Raw genomic sequence first — 17,075 nt, forward strand, 5'->3', positions numbered from 1 at the left:
ATTTGTTTAATTAACCATTTTAGGGCCGATGTAGACTCTTTTTTCAGAGATTGCGGCTTGAATCCATTCCAGCAGCCCTGTCTTACTGAATAGAAACTGGTCATCCACCTTGATATACTGAAGCTTCATACCGCCAAAAGCTCCATCATTTCTCAAAAGGGAGTTTTCCGCCTTCATGATATTCATCACCTGATCTTCGCTGATACCCAGCAGGGTTGCGGTCTCCTGAAGCGTCAGCAGGAGCTTGTTATCCATGTCTTGGGCGTCAGCCTTCTGCCCGCTATTTGCCGGCCGGTCACTGCTAATAATTACACAGCCAATAATAATTGATAATCCCAGAATCAAGCTAGCCGCTAATAGCTGTAATTGATTTTTCATAAGCATCTCCTTGCTTTAAGTATCGCTGTATTCCATAAGCCAGCAGTCTTAATATTTCCCTTCATACCATTCATTCCTTTTTGGGGCTTATGATAAAAGATCCTTGCCAGAATCCTCCTAGTTGGCATTCGCTTGCAGTCTATCCAGGTATAAATTATAATTCTCATCGTCAAAACAAACAAAAATGATCTCTTCCAAGATACCCATGTGCTGCTGAAGAAAACCGGCAACAGCCTGGAGAGCAATATCCGCAGCCTGTTCTTTGGGAAAACGATAGATCCCTGTACTAATATTCGGAAAAGCAATGCTTCGGCCCTTCAGGGTATGCGCCAACTCCATGGTGTTCAGGTAGCAGTTCGCCAGCAGCTGACGTTCGTCGCGCTCACCCTCATTCCACACCGGCCCTACGGTATGAATCACATAACGGGCAGGAAGTCTGCCGGCTGTTGTATAGACCGCTTCCCCTACCGCACAACCGCCTTGCTTATTCCTGATCTCTATACATTCAGCAAGAATAGCCTGGCCTCCGGCTCTATGAATAGCACCATCCACGCCGCCGCCGCCCAGAAGACTAGTATTGGCCGCATTTACAATAATGTCAGCCTGACATTTGGTGATATCTCCCTTAATAACTTTGAGCCGTGTGTCTCCGATCTGGAACACCTTCATGATGTATCTCTCCTATAGACAAAATATATCGCTCCCGCGTTACATCCGCTTATCAATAATATGCTTGTTCTCCCTGATGTCTTTGCGCAGCAGCCGTATTTCTTCGATCAATAGATCCAGCTTGTCTGATGTCCGGGATCCGTCTACTGCCTTTCTGATTACAATCATGAGGACTACCAGACCAATGAACCATAAACCGAGTGCAAAAATCAACACAATCCTCTCCCTCAAGTAGAATGCATGTTGTCAGTCTACTTCATTTGGAATATTGTGTAAAGAAATAGACAGCCTCCATCAGCTTCTGTGTACGCTCTCTACACACAAAAAAGTGACCCCGCCAACGTCCGGCAGGGCCAAGGTCTATTTATAAGGGGGTCATGGGATTACTATAAGCCCTGAAGCTTAAAAGCATATGAAGATCAAATAAAGGTTTGCTGAAATTGTCGATTCCAATGTTAGGCAAAATAAAAGATCCTGCCGAGGCACGACAGGATCTATGCAAAAATCTATCCACTGGGGGGTGGAGACCTCCACTATACTCCCCAAACCTTAAATTCACATAAATCTTTGCTGAATGTTTACTTAAATTTTATTCTTCTGCCCAGGCTGCTTGTTTAAACATAGCATCACCTTCCTGATCCTAAGGCCCGCTTCCACCCGATGCGGCCGTCCAGCCGAGTCTATTCTTTTTCACATATACATAAGGCAAATCCGCATGCGGCACAACAAATAAATCCCCGTAACACGGATCGTTTTTGATTCGGCCTTCAGTGACTTCTCCTGTAAAGGCAAGCACCGGATGCTTGAACAGCAGGCTTTTTCTTACAGCAAGCTCCGGGCTTAAGGAAGGGAAGAACGCCACATAGAATATCAATATTCCTGCAAGAATATAAAGATATCGGGCTTTACTCTTACGCAAGATCGAATACCTCCTGTCCATTGTAGTCAGGATAATTTTACCATTATAACTCCAGGCCCGCACGCCCAAGCACAAAAAAAGGCATCCCGCAGTCATCAACATGACGATGGGATACCCTGCAACTTCGCTACATCCACTAGACTTCAAGACACCACTGGAATCTGATTCACGATCTGATCCAGTGTAACCTCCTGCAGTACATTTTCCATCGCCTGCTGGGCGAGGGAAAAGACAGGAACTATAGCTCCGGCAATATTTTTGCCAACCGGGCAGCTGGGATTGGGATGTTCGTGCACGGAGAACAAAGTATCCGCCTCAACCGCATTTACTGCTTTATAAATTTGCAGCAAGGTAATTTCGCTAGGGCTTCGCGTAAGCTTCGCCCCCGCTACTCCGGGACGGACCTCAACCAGACCTGCCTTATGCAGCATACCAGTAATCCGCCGGATCACCACCGGGTTGGTGTTGACACTGCCTGCGATCCATTCCGAGGTGCTTTTGCCCTCCTTGTTGCTATCAATCAGTGTCAAAATATGAATAGCCACCGCAAACCGGGTGCTGATGTTCATGACAATCTCTCCTTGTGTGTTACCCCATAGATGCAACTATAATAGTTACATTCTAGCCGGTTGTCAATACTTGCAAGAGCTCAGCGACCTCAGCAGGGTATTTCTTGGTCAGTCTTGTTTTGCCCAGGTTGCTCTTCACAATCTTGCTAAGCCGGGTATCTCTGCTCTCCGCATATTTACGCAGCAAAGCAAATCCTGGCTCCGGCAGCCTGGCGGTAAATACACTCAGACTATATTCCAGACCTTTGGACAACACGCGAAAATGTTCCGGGTCAGCCGAACTTATATTGCCGCTCCTGATATTCTCCATAATGCCGTCTGCCATCTCGAGACAATACAGGACATGGGACTCCGCCTTCAGTAACGGCGGATGCGCAAGAGCCGCCATGAAAGCCCGCTGCTCCAGCAGCGTAGCTCCCTCACGCCATCCGTCTAGCAGTTGCTGGAGCAGTGTAAAGTCATATTCGCCCAGGGATTGCAGCCCCATAGCCGCCGCTTCACGCTGCCTCCATCTGGCATCATTCATCGCCGCCCGCAGGAACCCTTCCGCCTGGCTACGCCGGCTGGCATTCCCGTAGACATAATGGGCTCCGCAGGCCCAGACCGCACAGAAAGGCAGATACTCGAGCGGATCACCTACCGCAGCTTCAGACTCAGAGATCTGCGCCCAGGCACAAATCAGCTCCCAGGCAGTCTCCGTCACTTCAGGTTTGGCATACAGGCTGGCAAAGCTGCCTGCCAGTTCTAGGTTAGCCCTCGGTCCGGGCAGCCCGCTCTCCTGCAGCATATCCTTCGTCAGCAGCGGCCACAGATCATGATTATCCATCTGCTGCTGCAGTGTTGCCAAAAGGGTTAGACTTTTCTTCATCTTATAGCCCCTTTTCCCAGCGTTTCTATTGTCTGCTAATGATTCCCTGGACATCATAGGGATAATCTCTTTGTTCCTTTTCAGGCGCTTGTCAGGATAATTGGCTTACCCTTGGTGACTATGATCGTATGCTCATACTGCGCAACACGGCTGCTGTCCTTCACGCTTAGAGTCCAGCCGTCCGACTGCTGCTCCACAAAATCCGCTCCGGTGGAGAGAAAAGGTTCAATCGTGATGACCTGACCTTCTTGCAGCACTGTTGTTACCCGCGGATTATAGAACGGAAGGATCTCAAAAGGCTTCTCAGCCAGAGACCTGCCAATGCCGTGGCTGCACAGATTTCGCACGGTTTTATATCCGCGTTTACGGGCTTCAAGCTCCATCACACGGCCAATCTCGTTAACTTTCATCCCGGCTCTAAGGTGATTGATAACACACATCATAGTCTCTTCAGTGCTGCGGCACAGATGGACAAGCTCCTCATTGTATGGCGGCAGTTGAAAAGATACCCCGGCGTCTCCGTAATAACCATAGAGCTCAGCGGAGACATCTATATTAATCAGATCGCCTGCTTGGATGACCCTGGAGCCGGGGATTCCATGAGCCACCTCTTCATTGATACTGATGCAGGTGCTGCCCGGAAAATTATAGGTGATCTTGGGAGCTGACTTCGCGCCGAACTGCTTCAAAATTGCTGCCCCCACTTCATCCAGTTCAGCGGTTGTCATCCCCGGCACAACACTTTTCCTCATTTCTGCTATCGTGTAACCTACTAGTTGACCTACTGTCTTCAGTCCTTGCAAATCCTGTGCTGTATCACTAGTCATCTGCCCACATTCCTCTCGGTTCTATCCTTTTACTGGGAAATCTGAATTTGTTCTTACCGGCCTATTGACAGTAACGGAAGCCTCAGCAGCTTCAGAGCCGGTGTCAGTGGCGTAGCTCTCTTCGGCATAGACAAACTTCCTTAGCTTATCGGCGTTCTTGACAGAAACAGAATATCCTTTGCCGCTGTGCTCCTCGGGCACCAGCAGTCCCCGATTTCCGCTGGCCTCTCCAAGATTCAGAATATAATTCTCTGTGTAGCCGTCCCCGTAGGTCAGCCTCATTCTGAACTCGGCACCATAATCCAGCTCGCCGCTTATCCGTTTACTGCCATTCATCGCATCTGCCATCAACTTGATAAAAGCAGGATCAGTAAACGTCTTGCTCTCGAAGGGTCCATCCTGCGTTTTGCCGTCCTGAGACTGAAAGTCGAGGGTAATCTCTGAAATCCACTTCGCATTGATGAATCCGAAAGCATTCTGGCAGCCGCTCAGCAGAACAGCCAGCAGAACCGGCACCATCAGCAACAGCCTTTTCATGAGTTCCACCTCCAAATGTCTGCAGATTCTTTTCGAAATATGATGTAGCTTGGTCTAGATAAGCTCCGAAGGATTGAGAATAGCCAGAACCTGATGATCCTCCCACACCCCGTTGATCTTCACGTTGCGCTGGGAGATTCCCTCTTTGTGGAAACCGGCATTCTCAAGCACACGGATTGATCCGGGATTCCGTGGAGAAGCTTCTCCTGTGATCCGGTGGAACTTCAATTCGTCGAAGGCATAGCGCACCACCTGTCTCACAGCTTCCGTCATATAACCTTTACCGTTATACTCCTTATCTAAGCTGTATCCAATCATACAGCTCTGCAACGGTCCCCGCACCACAAAAGATAAACTTACGTTGCCAATAATCCGGTTGTCTGCCTTATGGCATATCACAAAGTCATATCTCCGGTCCCCTACTCTATCTTCTTTATAATTACTAATCTTTTCGGCCTGATACTCTTCTGAATAGAACTCCTCAGGAACACTTGGCGAATACTTCTCAAAAAACTCCCGATTGCGTCTGTACATCGCTGTCAATTCTCCGGCATCCGTAACCTCGGGGAACCGGACATACACTTGCTGCTCTATCATCTGTATCACTCCAAATTCACAAGAGTAAGGGACTTCACCTGATCCGCTGATGTTTCCATCACGATCAATGAATACTGCCATTATATTTGCGCACATTCTTCGTACGGGTTAATCCCACTGAGTTCATCCAACGAGTAGGTCCAGAAGCGTTCAGTACCGAACCGCTTCCGGATTTCTTCATCCTTCAAATCTCGGTTTCCTATAAGCTTTTCCGCCTGGAACTGTGAGCGGTGAGATAGAATCGATTCGATTTTCGTAGCAAGGAATGAAGTTACGTCTAGGGTTACATCCGCTTTCCCAATCATCTTCTCGTGATTGTTAGAGAACGCGACGCAGTGAACAATCGGCCGCTCTGTTACAGGAAGACGGGCAATCGTTCGTATGACAGCGGCTCCGGTGGCATCATGATCGGGATGAACGCTGTACCCTGGATAAAAGGTAATTACGAGCGACGGAGTCAGTTCCTGGAGCAGCGACATAATCTGACCACCCAGCAGCTCCGGGTCTTCGAACTCAATCATTTTATCATGGAAGCCGAGCATTCTTAAGTCTTGGATGCCAATTGCCTGACATGACGCCGAGAGTTCCTTCTTGCGGATCGCCGGCAAGGTGACCCGGTTCGCGAATAACGGCACCCCCATATTGCGCCCCATCTCCCCAAGTGTCAGACAAGCATATGTAACCTGAGCACCTTCTTCTATATACTTAGCCAATGTTCCTGATATAAAGTACGCTTCATCATCGGGATGGGGAAGCACAACTAAGATCTTCTGATGTTCAATTTGTTCAAAATTCATGATTTCTTAATCCTCCGTGTTCCTGGAACTGTTTCTCATACCGCAGCTTTTAATTCACCCCGTAATTTCATAAGAGAATACTGATACTCTTCACTCTCCCGGAATGGTCTATTTATTCTGTATCTCAAATTCTCTCATTCCCTAAGCCTGCTGTCAAAACCATAGATGCCGCTAAAATATTCAGAGAGCTGAACGAGCCGGGCTTCAGCACTTGAGCTAAACAAAAGACCGGTCCGCTATATTTCAACGGATCGGCCTAAGGAATTGGCGGACGAATATGTAAATCGAGAACAGACTGCCCGCTAAATTAGCTTATGGCTCCTACTGCTCTCAGCCAGGCATCGGTAATGAGCGCATGTCCGGCCGGCGAAGGATGAACGCCATCCGGTGCCCAGAACGCAGATTCTGCCTTCACGGATGCAGCGGCGAACAATCCATCGAGCGGAACCAGGGAAGCACCATACTCACGGGCCAGTTCACGCACCACATGGATTTTCGGGTCCAGATCCTGGCGCCAGCCTTTGCGGTCTTCAGGAACCGGCAGCACAAAAGGCTCAACCAGTACCAGCTTGGCATTTGTAGCTGCCAGGGTGCGATCGATCAGATCACGGTAGATGGCCTCGAACTGTGCAGCCGAAGTTTCCTCACCGGAATCAAACCAGCGCCAGGTGTCATTAATACCGATATAGATTGAGACTACATTCGGCTTCAGCTCAAGACAATCCTTGTCCCAGCGTTTCTGCAGATCAACCGCACGGTTGCCGCTGATTCCGCGGTTGATGAAGGTCAGCTTCTTCTCAGGATATAGCAGTCCAAGCCGTGCGGCTACCATCAGTGCATAGCCCACACCGAGCGAGGACGGATCTTCATAGTTGCGTCCCCAATCTGTAATACTGTCACCCTGGAATAAAATGATATCATTTTCTTGAAATTCCATACTGAAAAACCTCCTATGAAACATTACTTTTAGTATAAACATAGTTATTATAGCAAATGGATTTGAATGATAACATTCTGCATGAACGGAAGAGAGTATGGTTGTCCAATCCCGCTATTTTTTCTTCACAATGTAATCAACGAATCCTTGTCTGATTTTTTGACCTTCAAAGATTCTTTCTAATACCCTGCTTTCTTTATACAATATTTCCATGTTCTCAAAATACACATCTGGTTCATCTTCTTCATAATAAGAATGGATTACAAGATGATCATCTTCCATCTGCTCATATTGATGCTCACCTAATGCTCCACCTGTCCCGCAACGAAAATCTTTTGTGGTAAGAAAGTTTGCAAAAAGCAGGCCCTTTGGCTTTAGAACGCGTATCATTTCATTCATAGATTTCACAACATCTGTCTTCATCATATGAAATACGGAATTGTAAGAATATACAAAGCTGAATGATTCGTCATCAAACTTTAATTGTCTCATATCTCCTTGCTCAATATTCAAATGCTGACTTTTCCTGATTGCATATTGATTAGCTTCTTCTAATTGCTTCGTATTAAATTCTATCCCATGTGTTAAGTATCCATAATCTGAAAATAAGCTGAGAGGCGGACAATCTCCGCCTGCACCACAATCTAATACTGTCTTATCCATAGTAGTGTCATTACAGTACATTACAAATCTATATAATGGTATTTGCTTAAATATTTCATTCATTGTATCTTCCCCTTCATAGCTTATTCAACTTCACCTTGGCGGCAGGCAGAGCTTCCTGAAGCTCCTTGCCTTTAGGTTTCAGTCCCCGATTCACCCAGCATAAGGCAGCTTCCAACTATTTACTATGTAAATTTTCACCATTATCCAATCCTGTTCCACAGCAAAAAAAACCTCCAAACCCACCCGTTCCTTATATAGCATAAGGAACGGGATCGGCTTGAAGGTCATCAAAGACTTTCAATAAAGTCATAAAAAGAATATTAGTATGCCAGGCTGAACAATCCCTTAATGTGAGACAAATAACGGATATTGCTCGCTTCCTTCATAAGGGTTGCAGGCAAGCCTTTGAGCGGAGTATTGCTGGCGCCAATAATCGCCACTCCGTCTTTGCGTCCCAGGCTGGCTAGGGTACCTGAGTTGATCGGGCTGAACGTTTCAGATGCGGAGTTATTCAGGTAAGCATACAGATTGTAGCCGATCAGCTCGCCCATCTGCCAGGCGATTTGTGCGGTCGGCGGATATGGACGTCCATCTGCTGCGAACACAACGGCGCTGTCCCCTGCCACAAAAACATCCGGATGTGAGGTCGATTGAAGGAAGTCATTGACTGTGGCACGGCCGCGGTTCACTTCAAGACCGGATTCCCCAACAAGAGGGTTGCCCTGAACTCCACCGGTCCACACAAAGGTATTGGCTACAATCTGCTGTCCATCCTTCAGATCAATCACATTACCCGCCACATTGGTTACAGGAAGACCCGTCAGGAAGGATACGCCACGAGCAGTCAGACTTGTTACCGCACGTTCAATCAAATGATCCGGCAATACCGGAAGGATTTTGGGTCCGGCTTCTACCAGCATCAGCTTGATATCGTGAGGATTTACCCCATACCGTTTGGTCAGCTTCGGCAGCACATCAGCAATCTCGCCCACTAGCTCGACACCGGTCAGCCCGCCGCCTCCAATCAGAATTGCCGCATCGGCAGGATTCTTCGTTTTGGAGTATTCACGAATACGGTCTTCAATATGGGAATGAATTTTGATCGCGTCAGCAGCGGATTTCAGCACCATGCTGTACTCTTCCAGCCCTGGGATGCCGAAATATGCAGTAGTGCTGCCAAGTGCAACAACAAGCGCGTCATAGGTGAGTGCTGTACCATCAGACAGCTGCACCTGCTTGTTATCGACGGAGAATGACTTCACCTTGGCTATTTTAAGATCAATGTCTTTTCCGGCAAAAAGCTTGGTGAGCGGCATGGCTACAGCTTGTTCCGATGCACTCCCTGCAGCCAGACGATGGAGCTCGGTAATAATCTGGTGTGTCGGATACTGATTGACAACTGTAATTTTGGCTTCTGCCTTACTCATATATTTACGCACGTTAATAGCACTCAGGAGACCGCCATAGCCTGCACCGAGAATCACGATATGTTTTGACATAATAATTTTCCTCCGTCCTTATTGATGTGGATTACGTTCGCCGCTGACCTGCAGATAAGCATTCATGAAACGAAGCATTTTTTGCATCTGCGGATCTTTAATCATACGCATCATACCGAACAGGCTGATCGTTTCACTGCTCTCATTGGCACGATCCTTGGCCTCGATCACAGTAGCTGCCATCGTTTTTACCGTATCTACTACCGGCTCAGCAAGCTCTTTGATAGCACCCACTGTATCATTCTTCAGCACATCATCGGATGCAACAGCCTGCACAAAATCAAGCGACTTGGATAAAGCACCAATCAGCTGCGTAATCTGGGGAAGCTGCTCCACCAGTGTGGTTAAGGACTCCTGCACCTCAGGCTTCAAGAGCTGATCCATAAGTTCTTCATTAATTTTTGATTGCGTAATGGTTTCTGACATAATGAGCGCTCCTTTACATTAGCTTTATTTCATATAGAAATGGGACGAAATGATACAACTCATAATCAATGTGATTATTATAACATTCCTCATGTAATAAATGTCACAATCTTTTTGCCGGAATAGCCCCATTTTGTGATTAAAATCACTTCTATTCTTCGGATTTCGATAATTCCCTCTATTTCATAAAAAAATTTAGTACCGTATTACATTTAGTCATTGACGAAGGGAAAATACCATGGTATGTTTAGTAAGTAACAAATAGTAAGTATATTTATTAATATTAGCTATTTATAATTATTAACTACTACATACACAATGGAGGAATGAACATGGGCACTTTTTCAGAATTGGTTCAAGCACGCAGATCAGCAAACAACTTCGTAGAGGGCATCAAGATTTCTAAGAGTGAACTGGAGGAAATGTTCTCGCTGGCCCGTCTAGCCCCTTCAGCCTATAATCTGCAGCACGCCCATTATAAAGTAGTCGCTGATGAAGACTTGAAAGAAAAAGTCCGCGAAGCCGCCTATGGCCAGTACAAAATCCATACAGCATCCGCCGTCATCGTTGTACTCGGAGACAAGAATGCGTATCTGCAGGCACCGGAAATTTATAGCGGCCTAAAAATGCTGGGAGCGATGAGCGAGGAAGAATATGACGGAACCATCGAAGCCATCAATGGCTCCTACATTGGAAATGATGCTTTTCAGCGCGATGAAGCGATCCGCAATGCCTCCCTGTCAGCGATGCAGTTCATGCTGATCGCCAAGGATAAGGGCTGGGATACCTGCCCGATGATTGGTTTTGATCCTGAAGCCCTCAAGGCGACTCTGAATTTACCGGATCATATGGTGCCGGTCATGATGATTACCATCGGCAAAGACAATAAGCACAAGATCAGACCCCGCGGCTACCGTAAGCCGGTTAATGAGTTCGTTGAGTTTTTTGAGTAAACAAGACGTACCCAAAAAGAGCCATCCGGGCAACCCGGATGGCTCTTTTTGCTTAAACATAACACTGCGGCAATCCCCAAGCTCTACACTCTGCGGAAGCGCCACAGGACACTTTGAAAATCACCGTGTAACGCAGGCAGCGGCAATCCCGCATACATCAGATGGTCGCCCCCATATACGCCTCCGCCTTCCAGCCATTCATAATCTGCAGCCGGATCAAGACCCTTAAGACGCAAGTGGTATAGCTTATCATTGGGCTCAGCCAAGGTGCGGACATAGACGACCACAGCTTCCGACTGATCCTCCGCCGCAATCAGCCACGCCGTCTCATTCCCTTCAAAAGGACTACGAAGCCGGTACTGCTCTCCAAACTGGACAAGCGTACGCAGTTCTTTGTAGAGCGCCACCTGAGCTTTTACCGCTGCTTTTTCTTCCTCTGTGAACTTCGTCAAATCCAGCTCATAGCCGAAATTACCCGACATGGCCACATGTCCACGGAGTTCGAGGGATGTGTTACGCTGCACCTGATGGTTCGGAACCGCCGACACATGGCTGCCCATGGCGCTCAGCGGATAGACGATACTTGTGCCGTACTGGATTTTGAGCCGGCTGATGGCATCGGTGTTGTCACTCGTCCAGGTCTGAGGCATATAAAAGAGCATTCCGGGATCAAAGCGTCCCCCGCCTCCGGAGCAGCTCTCGAACAGCACATTCGGGAATTCCGAAGTGATCCGCTCAAGCACACCATATAGACCAAGCATATAACGGTGTGCCGTTTCTCTTTGTCTCTCCGGTGGCAGCTGTGCAGATCCGATCTCTGTCATATTACGGTTCATATCCCATTTGACATAGGTGATCGGTGCTGACCGCAGAACGGCCGCGATCCGGTCACCGATCGCCTGGCAGACCTCCTCGCGTGAGAAGTCCAGCACCAGCTGCGTACGGGCCAGCGTTCTGCGGCGGCCCTGCACATGGAGGCACCAGTCTGGATGCTGTCGGTACAGTTCACTGTCCGGCGAGATCATCTCCGGTTCAAACCACAGGCCAAACTGCATGTCAAGCTGGTTCACCCGCCGGGCGAGGTCCTCTAATCCTTCAGGCAGCTTGTTCGGATCAACCACCCAGTCTCCAAGTGAGCTCCGGTCATCGTCCCGGTGGCCGAACCAGCCGTCATCCAGGACGAACAGCTCCATGCCGAGCTCGCTACCGGCCCGGGCGATATTTTCAATCTTATCGGCAGTGAAATCAAAATAGGTAGCCTCCCAGTTATTCACAAGCACAGGACGTGTACGGTCACGGAAGGTACCGCGGGCCAGCCGCGTACGGTACAGCTTGTGATAGGTTCTGGACATCGCGCCAAGGCCGGCAGCAGAGAAGACAAGCACTGCCTCCGGGGTCTGGAAGGATTCTCCCGGCTCAAGCAACCAGTTGAAATCAAAGGGATTGATGCCCATCGACAAGCGGGTTGTCTGATACGGCTCAACCTCAACCTGAGCGGTAAAACTGCCGCTATAAACCAAGCTGACGCCATATACCTCCCCATGATCTTCGTCTGCCCCCTTTGATAGAAGGGCTATGAACGGGTTATGGGCATGGCTGCTTGCCCCTCTGCGGCTCTCTACGCCTTGCATCCCTGATGCAAGCGGCCTGCGTTCTACATAACGTTCTCTTGCCCATGAGCCTGACAAGTGCAGCAGATCATAGCTGGAATCCCGCAAGTCTACACTCATACTGAGTCCGCGCAGCAGCTTCAGCTCCCCTGCACCTTCATTCACAAAACGAACAGATCGCGTAATCGCATTCAATTCATTAAATACAGTGTAACTGAGTATGATCCGCAGCCCGGCTAGGGTATCAAGCAGTTCAAGCTCCAGAGTCTCCGCTTCATCCTCATGCTCGGCATAAGTCGCCGGGAGGCCTTCAAGTGCGGGTTTGCCGCTGTAGATCCGATGGGTATCATATACGGCCTCGGAGGCCGTCGTTCCGCCAGGTGCCTGAATCTGGTAGGCAGGATGGCGGAAATCCCCGACACCATACGAAGGATATTCCTGCGAAATCGTATCATAGGAGATGGACATATCCTCAGGGTAGGGGCTAGGTGAGAAAGAGCAACGCTCCGTCCGCTGGAGAATAGAAGACAATGCGGTTGGCCGAATGGCTCTGCCCCAATAGACATGAGCTGGGACTCCTGTCGGAAGCAGCTGGATAACATAGCTGGTTGCACGGCTCTGAATGTGAAATATACGATCTTCTGAATGATACTGAATTCCCATTTGATCCTCCTAAAATTGTGGGCGAAGCTTCGCAGTAATTGTTCCAACTTGCACCCGGAAGCATCCGCCCGTCTGGATTTGTTAGTGTTTCATCCCCGCAAAAAACTCATTAAATAAGCATAAATTTCATTTTTGTTAGCAAAATCCATATGTAACTTCAATGAAACGGGCTTATTCCGCAAGCAAAGGTTAAATTTTGTTAGCGCTATCTTAGTATACTATGAAATCGTTTCGATTTCATTAATGCCAGCGGTCATTTTGCATACTGCAGAATGGCGATAGCCGCCCGTTCCCTCCGCTCCGCATCCTCACTCTGCAGTGCGGCCTTTAATACAGCGAGCGCTTCGGCAAGCATTTCCCCGTCCACGTTTCCATCTGTTTTCTCGCTGGCCTGGCTTTCTATGGTTGACTCTGTGATCCATAGATCAAGTCTGGCACCAGGCAACGGCCCTGTGTATTGCGAGACAACCGCATTCTCCATTAACCACTCTCTCAGCGCGTGATGAAGCATTGCAACAGGAACGCTTTTGAGCCAGGTTACTCCCCGTCTGTGGCACCGCCCATCTTCTGCCGAATCAAAAGAATCCGCATAAAAATAATCACCCAGATCACCCAAATACGCCCATTCTTCATCCGCTATCAGCACATAATCTCCATCCTGCATACCATGAACGAATATCAGAAGATTATTCAGCGCAGTGTCCAGTTCAGTTCCTTCAGGAGTCCCGGCAAGCATCAGACGACTACGCATCTCCTCCTTGCCTGCATTCTCCAGGTCCCCCACACCTATATAGCCGATACATACATAATTATCCTGCAAAAACTCCTTCACCCGCTCCACACCCAGCGGCTCTGTCTTCATCTGATATAGCTTCATCGGTTGTCATCCTTCCCTTAACGGTCTTCAAGGTTCTGTGTAAGTAATTATACCTCAATAAACTAAGGAAAATGGAGAATAAGAGCGCTTACATTGGATTGTTTTTCAAAACAGCCCCAAATTTAAAGTATTCACCTTTTTACGAATCCGGGAAATGGGGGTATAATTCAGTTATCAACTCAAGGAAACCTACACTGCTGAAAAGAAGCCGGAGGGCAGCTACATTCTCTCCGATAACAATCTTTAGCAGATGAACTTCCTGAGATTGAGACTATATCTTTGATCCTGTTGCTGAAACTTTCAATCCATCCAAGGACGAAAGGGTATGAGCTTCTTATAGCTCAAACATTGAACCATGAGACCAATCGTTAACCAGCGGATGAATTAGAGAAGAATCATAAACAGGATGGGCAAATTTAGTGCCGCCTCGGACGATTTCTACCCGGCTGAGTACAAGGATAGGATAAGGAGTCTGAGAAAAACATGGGTATAGTATCTACACCATAAACCCCTATTGTTGATGCAAATCAACAATAGGGGTTTATGCGTGTTCCGGTCATAAAGGGGCAGCCAGCTCCTGTCTGATGAAATCGTAGATGCTGCGGACGACCGGTTTCAAGGGGTAATCCACAATCCGGCAAATGATGCCGCAGGTCATATCAACAGCTTTGCCCTCCAGCCTCCGGAATACAGTTCCGGCAGGAACCGGGTCAAGCGTAACCTCAGGCACAAGCGCAATTCCGAGGCCGCTCTGCACATAGAACTTCAGTGCAGACATGCTGCCGATTTCCATTGTACTCAGCGGCGGTCCGGCAGACTCCTTCAGCACACTCTCCAGTTTTTTGCGGTAAGGACAACCGGGTGCAGTAATCAGCAAGCAGTGACCGCGCAGATGATCTGCAGTAATGACAGGCTCAGATGCAAGTGGATGGCCTTCCGGCATTAACAGCACAAATCCCTCTGTAAACATCGGTTCAAAATGCAATTCCTTCCCCAGCTCCGGAGCGGAGCAGAGTACAACATCCAATTCCCCGTGCAGGAGCCGCTCACAAAGCGCACCTGAACCCGCGATATCCACGGACAGCTCTACTTTGGGAAATAGCGTCATAAATTTCTTCAGGATGACAGGCAGACGGTAGCTTGCTGTCGGATCAGACGCGCCGATGCGGACACTCCCCGCTTCACCAGACTTCAAATCTGCAATGCTGCTCTGCAGCCGTTCCATATCCTTCACAATTCTGAAGCTCTGTTCATGGAATAACCGTCCGGCTTCGGTTAATGTGATCCCTTTGCCCCGTTCCAGCAATATAACTCCCAGATCAGATTCCAGCTTCTGAATTTGCATCGTGACCGTAGATTGGGCATAGTTCAGTTCCTCTGCTGCCCGGTTGAAGCTCCCGGTCTGAACGATGGCATGAAAGGTTTTTAATGTTTTCAGATCCAGCATCCTTCACTCCCTCCACCTCAGAATACACTTTACTCATACTTACACTCACATTCACATTCACTTCAACAAAATTGAATTCTTTCTTCAATTCATTCAATTATACAAAATCCAGCGCGTTGTATACACTGTAAATAAGGATAAAAACAACATCAAGGAGTGGATACTTATGGAATTAGCAGGAAAGGTTGCACTAGTCACAGGTGGAGGAACGGGGATTGGCCGGGCGACTAGCCTCGAACTGGCTGCACGCGGAGCCACAGTCGCTGTTAATTATTCACGGTCTGAAGCAGAAGCGATGGATACAGTTCAGCAGATCATTGATCAAGGCGGACGGGCCCTTGCGGTTCAAGCGGATGTAGGGCGGGATGCGGAGGTAAGAAATATGGTTGAGAGGATCTCCGGAACCTTCGGTACCATCGACCTGCTCGTGAATAATGCGAGCATCACCAGACATATTCCTATGGATGATCTTGAATCGGCTACAGATGCGGTATGGGATGAACTGTACACTGTCAACGTCAAGGGTATGTTCTTCTGCGCAAGAGCAGCAGCGGCACATATGAACAAGAGCAAGCAAGGAGCTATTGTTAACCTTGGCAGTATAGCCGGGAATACAGGAACTGGCTCCTCCCTTCCCTATGCTGTATCCAAGGCGGCCGTTCATGGATTAACCCGATCCCTAGCCCGCGCACTCTCTCCCCATATTCGGGTCAACTGTGTAGCACCGGGTGCAGTCGCCACGCGATGGTGGACGGGACGGGAAGAACAAATGCGCCAGCTTGCGCCGAATCTGCTGCTCCAGCGGATTGCTGAACCGGTGGATATAGCCCGCCTCATCTGTTCCACTCTGGAGCAGGAAGCAATGACCGGCCAGATCATTACGGCGGATAGCGGACAGACATTATAATGGCCCAAGCGTAATAACGAACCTATAGCTCTAAAGCGGGTTTCCCGTTATCATCAACAAAAACGCAGAGCAGTGATCCTCCAATAAAGGAATGATCACTGCTCTGCTCATGTTCTGCAACAACCCTGTTAAGTTCTTCTAATCCAGGTATGCGGGTAAGTTAGGAAGGTTCATTCCCCCATACCAGATTTCCGGAAAGATACACCGGAGCTTTCATCCAGTCTACATAGTTGGTATCTGCCCCATTGAAGGAGAAGTCTCCTGTCTGCGTGTAGGTGCTCCAGTTCGACTTCGCAGCCCGCATCTGGATGTCAACGCTTGCTCCAGCCGCCAAAGATCCAGCTGCACTGGTAAATCCAATCTCAAGGTAATAATCTGCGCCAGTCTTGTCAGACGGCATTTTGACAAAGCTGCCTGTAACATTCGCACTGCCGACCTGAGACCAGTCACAGAAGAAGTTCTGAGTTTGTTCACCGTCAATGGTGTAGTAGTATCTTAATTTCACGTCTGCCAGCGAAATGCTGCTTGTCCCTGTATTGACCAGCTTAAACTTTGGATTAATGGATTGAACCGTTGCTGCTGTTGTACCGTTAAACATCTGCAATTTAAGTGCACCAACCGGTGCGGCGGTTGTATCCACAATACTTACTGCCAGTGATTGCGCTGCTCCGGCGCTGAAGCTGAAGGTTAGCGTAGTGGTGCCTACCCCCTGCGCCGCCAGGTACTCTTTCTTGATCGTAACGGTTGTCCCGCTCAGCGTATAATCCGTACCGGACACCAGGGTAACCGCACCGTTCTTGATTGAGCTGAGGGTATTGCCATTCAGAGTCAGCGTTACTGGAACATCTGCCTGATTCACAGTTTTCTTATCAAAGCTGGCGCTCCCCGGAGCAATGGCTGAATTGGCTGCCACGGTTGTATCCCCAATA

At 48.5% G+C, this 17,075-nt stretch carries 20 protein-coding genes; 2 read left to right on the forward strand and 18 right to left on the reverse strand.

What is annotated here, in order from left to right:
• Positions 1 to 6: 6 nt before the first annotated feature.
• From AC0MA3_RS23590 to AC0MA3_RS23655, 14 genes are all read right to left on the reverse strand, one after another.
• Entirely contained in the window at positions 7 to 378 is a 372-nt protein-coding gene (locus tag AC0MA3_RS23590) for a helix-turn-helix domain-containing protein (RefSeq protein ID WP_474658031.1), read from the reverse strand.
• A gap of 117 nt (positions 379 to 495) precedes the next feature.
• Positions 496 to 1,047, reverse strand: coding sequence for an O-acetyl-ADP-ribose deacetylase (locus tag AC0MA3_RS23595; protein WP_474658032.1), 552 nt, complete (start codon positions 1,045 to 1,047; stop codon positions 496 to 498).
• Between the two features lie 39 nt (positions 1,048 to 1,086).
• Entirely contained in the window at positions 1,087 to 1,260 is a 174-nt protein-coding gene (locus tag AC0MA3_RS23600; RefSeq protein ID WP_474658033.1) for a hypothetical protein, read from the reverse strand.
• A gap of 427 nt (positions 1,261 to 1,687) precedes the next feature.
• Positions 1,688 to 1,966, reverse strand: coding sequence for a hypothetical protein (locus AC0MA3_RS23605; protein WP_474658034.1), 279 nt, complete (start codon positions 1,964 to 1,966; stop codon positions 1,688 to 1,690).
• Between the two features lie 143 nt (positions 1,967 to 2,109).
• On the reverse strand, positions 2,110 to 2,535 hold the full coding sequence (locus tag AC0MA3_RS23610; protein ID WP_474658035.1) for an Rrf2 family transcriptional regulator: 426 nt from the start codon (positions 2,533 to 2,535) through the stop codon (positions 2,110 to 2,112).
• A 52-nt stretch (positions 2,536 to 2,587) separates the two neighbouring features.
• Positions 2,588 to 3,403 (reverse strand): hypothetical protein, encoded by an 816-nt coding sequence (locus AC0MA3_RS23615; protein ID WP_474658036.1) that lies wholly within the window; start codon positions 3,401 to 3,403, stop codon positions 2,588 to 2,590.
• Positions 3,404 to 3,483: 80 nt separating this feature from the next.
• Complete coding sequence (gene map / locus AC0MA3_RS23620) at positions 3,484 to 4,230, reverse strand: type I methionyl aminopeptidase (protein ID WP_474658037.1); 747 nt, start codon at positions 4,228 to 4,230, stop codon at positions 3,484 to 3,486.
• Between the two features lie 21 nt (positions 4,231 to 4,251).
• A complete protein-coding gene (locus AC0MA3_RS23625; RefSeq protein ID WP_474658038.1) occupies positions 4,252 to 4,767 on the reverse strand; it encodes a YhfM domain-containing protein in 516 nt (171 codons plus the stop codon).
• 54 nt (positions 4,768 to 4,821) lie between these two features.
• Entirely contained in the window at positions 4,822 to 5,364 is a 543-nt protein-coding gene (locus tag AC0MA3_RS23630) for a GNAT family N-acetyltransferase (protein ID WP_474658039.1), read from the reverse strand.
• Between the two features lie 80 nt (positions 5,365 to 5,444).
• Complete coding sequence (gene bshB2, locus AC0MA3_RS23635; protein ID WP_474658040.1) at positions 5,445 to 6,161, reverse strand: bacillithiol biosynthesis deacetylase BshB2; 717 nt, start codon at positions 6,159 to 6,161, stop codon at positions 5,445 to 5,447.
• Between the two features lie 307 nt (positions 6,162 to 6,468).
• Complete coding sequence (locus AC0MA3_RS23640) at positions 6,469 to 7,098, reverse strand: SGNH/GDSL hydrolase family protein (RefSeq protein ID WP_474658041.1); 630 nt, start codon at positions 7,096 to 7,098, stop codon at positions 6,469 to 6,471.
• 114 nt (positions 7,099 to 7,212) lie between these two features.
• Positions 7,213 to 7,824 carry a class I SAM-dependent methyltransferase gene (locus tag AC0MA3_RS23645; protein WP_474658042.1) on the reverse strand — a complete coding sequence of 204 codons (612 nt, stop codon included), beginning with the start codon at positions 7,822 to 7,824 and terminating at the stop codon, positions 7,213 to 7,215.
• A 260-nt stretch (positions 7,825 to 8,084) separates the two neighbouring features.
• Positions 8,085 to 9,263: an NAD(P)/FAD-dependent oxidoreductase gene (locus AC0MA3_RS23650; RefSeq protein WP_474658043.1), complete on the reverse strand. Its 1,179-nt coding sequence runs from the start codon at positions 9,261 to 9,263 to the stop codon at positions 8,085 to 8,087.
• 18 nt (positions 9,264 to 9,281) lie between these two features.
• Entirely contained in the window at positions 9,282 to 9,689 is a 408-nt protein-coding gene (locus AC0MA3_RS23655) for a helical membrane plugin domain-containing protein (protein ID WP_474658044.1), read from the reverse strand.
• Positions 9,690 to 10,021: 332 nt separating this feature from the next.
• Here AC0MA3_RS23655 and AC0MA3_RS23660 point away from each other — a divergent pair, with 332 nt between their 5' ends.
• Positions 10,022 to 10,642: a nitroreductase family protein gene (locus AC0MA3_RS23660; protein WP_474658045.1), complete on the forward strand. Its 621-nt coding sequence runs from the start codon at positions 10,022 to 10,024 to the stop codon at positions 10,640 to 10,642.
• A gap of 83 nt (positions 10,643 to 10,725) precedes the next feature.
• On the opposite strand, the gene AC0MA3_RS23665 is transcribed toward AC0MA3_RS23660, so the two are convergent.
• From AC0MA3_RS23665 to AC0MA3_RS23675, 3 genes are all read right to left on the reverse strand, one after another.
• The gene (locus tag AC0MA3_RS23665; RefSeq protein WP_474658046.1) at positions 10,726 to 12,915 is read right to left on the reverse strand and encodes an alpha-galactosidase; all 2,190 of its coding nucleotides are present in this window, start codon (positions 12,913 to 12,915) and stop codon (positions 10,726 to 10,728) included.
• Between the two features lie 253 nt (positions 12,916 to 13,168).
• Positions 13,169 to 13,792 carry a hypothetical protein gene (locus AC0MA3_RS23670; protein ID WP_474658047.1) on the reverse strand — a complete coding sequence of 208 codons (624 nt, stop codon included), beginning with the start codon at positions 13,790 to 13,792 and terminating at the stop codon, positions 13,169 to 13,171.
• Between the two features lie 556 nt (positions 13,793 to 14,348).
• Positions 14,349 to 15,236, reverse strand: a complete 888-nt coding sequence (locus tag AC0MA3_RS23675) for a LysR family transcriptional regulator (RefSeq protein WP_474658066.1) — start codon at positions 15,234 to 15,236, stop codon at positions 14,349 to 14,351.
• A gap of 169 nt (positions 15,237 to 15,405) precedes the next feature.
• Here AC0MA3_RS23675 and AC0MA3_RS23680 point away from each other — a divergent pair, with 169 nt between their 5' ends.
• Positions 15,406 to 16,146 carry an SDR family NAD(P)-dependent oxidoreductase gene (locus AC0MA3_RS23680; RefSeq protein WP_474658048.1) on the forward strand — a complete coding sequence of 247 codons (741 nt, stop codon included), beginning with the start codon at positions 15,406 to 15,408 and terminating at the stop codon, positions 16,144 to 16,146.
• Positions 16,147 to 16,306: 160 nt separating this feature from the next.
• On the opposite strand, the gene AC0MA3_RS23685 is transcribed toward AC0MA3_RS23680, so the two are convergent.
• A complete protein-coding gene (locus AC0MA3_RS23685) occupies positions 16,307 to 17,059 on the reverse strand; it encodes a X2-like carbohydrate binding domain-containing protein (RefSeq protein WP_474658067.1) in 753 nt (250 codons plus the stop codon).
• Between the last annotated feature and the right edge of the window lie 16 nt (positions 17,060 to 17,075).

Source organism: Paenibacillus sp. LS-5, from assembly GCF_056121505.1.

Bases quoted from the DNA above. Each gene is read 5' to 3' on its own strand.
- AC0MA3_RS23590 (WP_474658031.1), bottom strand. From the start codon at position 378: ATGAAAAATCAATTACAGCTATTAGCGGCTAGCTTGATTCTGGGATTA.
- AC0MA3_RS23595 (WP_474658032.1), bottom strand. From the start codon at position 1,047: ATGAAGGTGTTCCAGATCGGAGACACACGGCTCAAAGTTATTAAGGGA.
- AC0MA3_RS23610 (WP_474658035.1), bottom strand. From the start codon at position 2,535: ATGAACATCAGCACCCGGTTTGCGGTGGCTATTCATATTTTGACACTG.
- AC0MA3_RS23615 (WP_474658036.1), bottom strand. From the start codon at position 3,403: ATGAAGAAAAGTCTAACCCTTTTGGCAACACTGCAGCAGCAGATGGAT.
- map (WP_474658037.1), bottom strand. From the start codon at position 4,230: ATGACTAGTGATACAGCACAGGATTTGCAAGGACTGAAGACAGTAGGT.
- AC0MA3_RS23625 (WP_474658038.1), bottom strand. From the start codon at position 4,767: ATGAAAAGGCTGTTGCTGATGGTGCCGGTTCTGCTGGCTGTTCTGCTG.
- AC0MA3_RS23630 (WP_474658039.1), bottom strand. From the start codon at position 5,364: ATGATAGAGCAGCAAGTGTATGTCCGGTTCCCCGAGGTTACGGATGCC.
- bshB2 (WP_474658040.1), bottom strand. From the start codon at position 6,161: ATGAATTTTGAACAAATTGAACATCAGAAGATCTTAGTTGTGCTTCCC.
- AC0MA3_RS23640 (WP_474658041.1), bottom strand. From the start codon at position 7,098: ATGGAATTTCAAGAAAATGATATCATTTTATTCCAGGGTGACAGTATT.
- AC0MA3_RS23645 (WP_474658042.1), bottom strand. From the start codon at position 7,824: ATGAATGAAATATTTAAGCAAATACCATTATATAGATTTGTAATGTAC.
- AC0MA3_RS23650 (WP_474658043.1), bottom strand. From the start codon at position 9,263: ATGTCAAAACATATCGTGATTCTCGGTGCAGGCTATGGCGGTCTCCTG.
- AC0MA3_RS23655 (WP_474658044.1), bottom strand. From the start codon at position 9,689: ATGTCAGAAACCATTACGCAATCAAAAATTAATGAAGAACTTATGGAT.
- AC0MA3_RS23660 (WP_474658045.1), top strand. From the start codon at position 10,022: ATGGGCACTTTTTCAGAATTGGTTCAAGCACGCAGATCAGCAAACAAC.
- AC0MA3_RS23665 (WP_474658046.1), bottom strand. From the start codon at position 12,915: ATGGGAATTCAGTATCATTCAGAAGATCGTATATTTCACATTCAGAGC.
- AC0MA3_RS23670 (WP_474658047.1), bottom strand. From the start codon at position 13,792: ATGAAGCTATATCAGATGAAGACAGAGCCGCTGGGTGTGGAGCGGGTG.
- AC0MA3_RS23680 (WP_474658048.1), top strand. From the start codon at position 15,406: ATGGAATTAGCAGGAAAGGTTGCACTAGTCACAGGTGGAGGAACGGGG.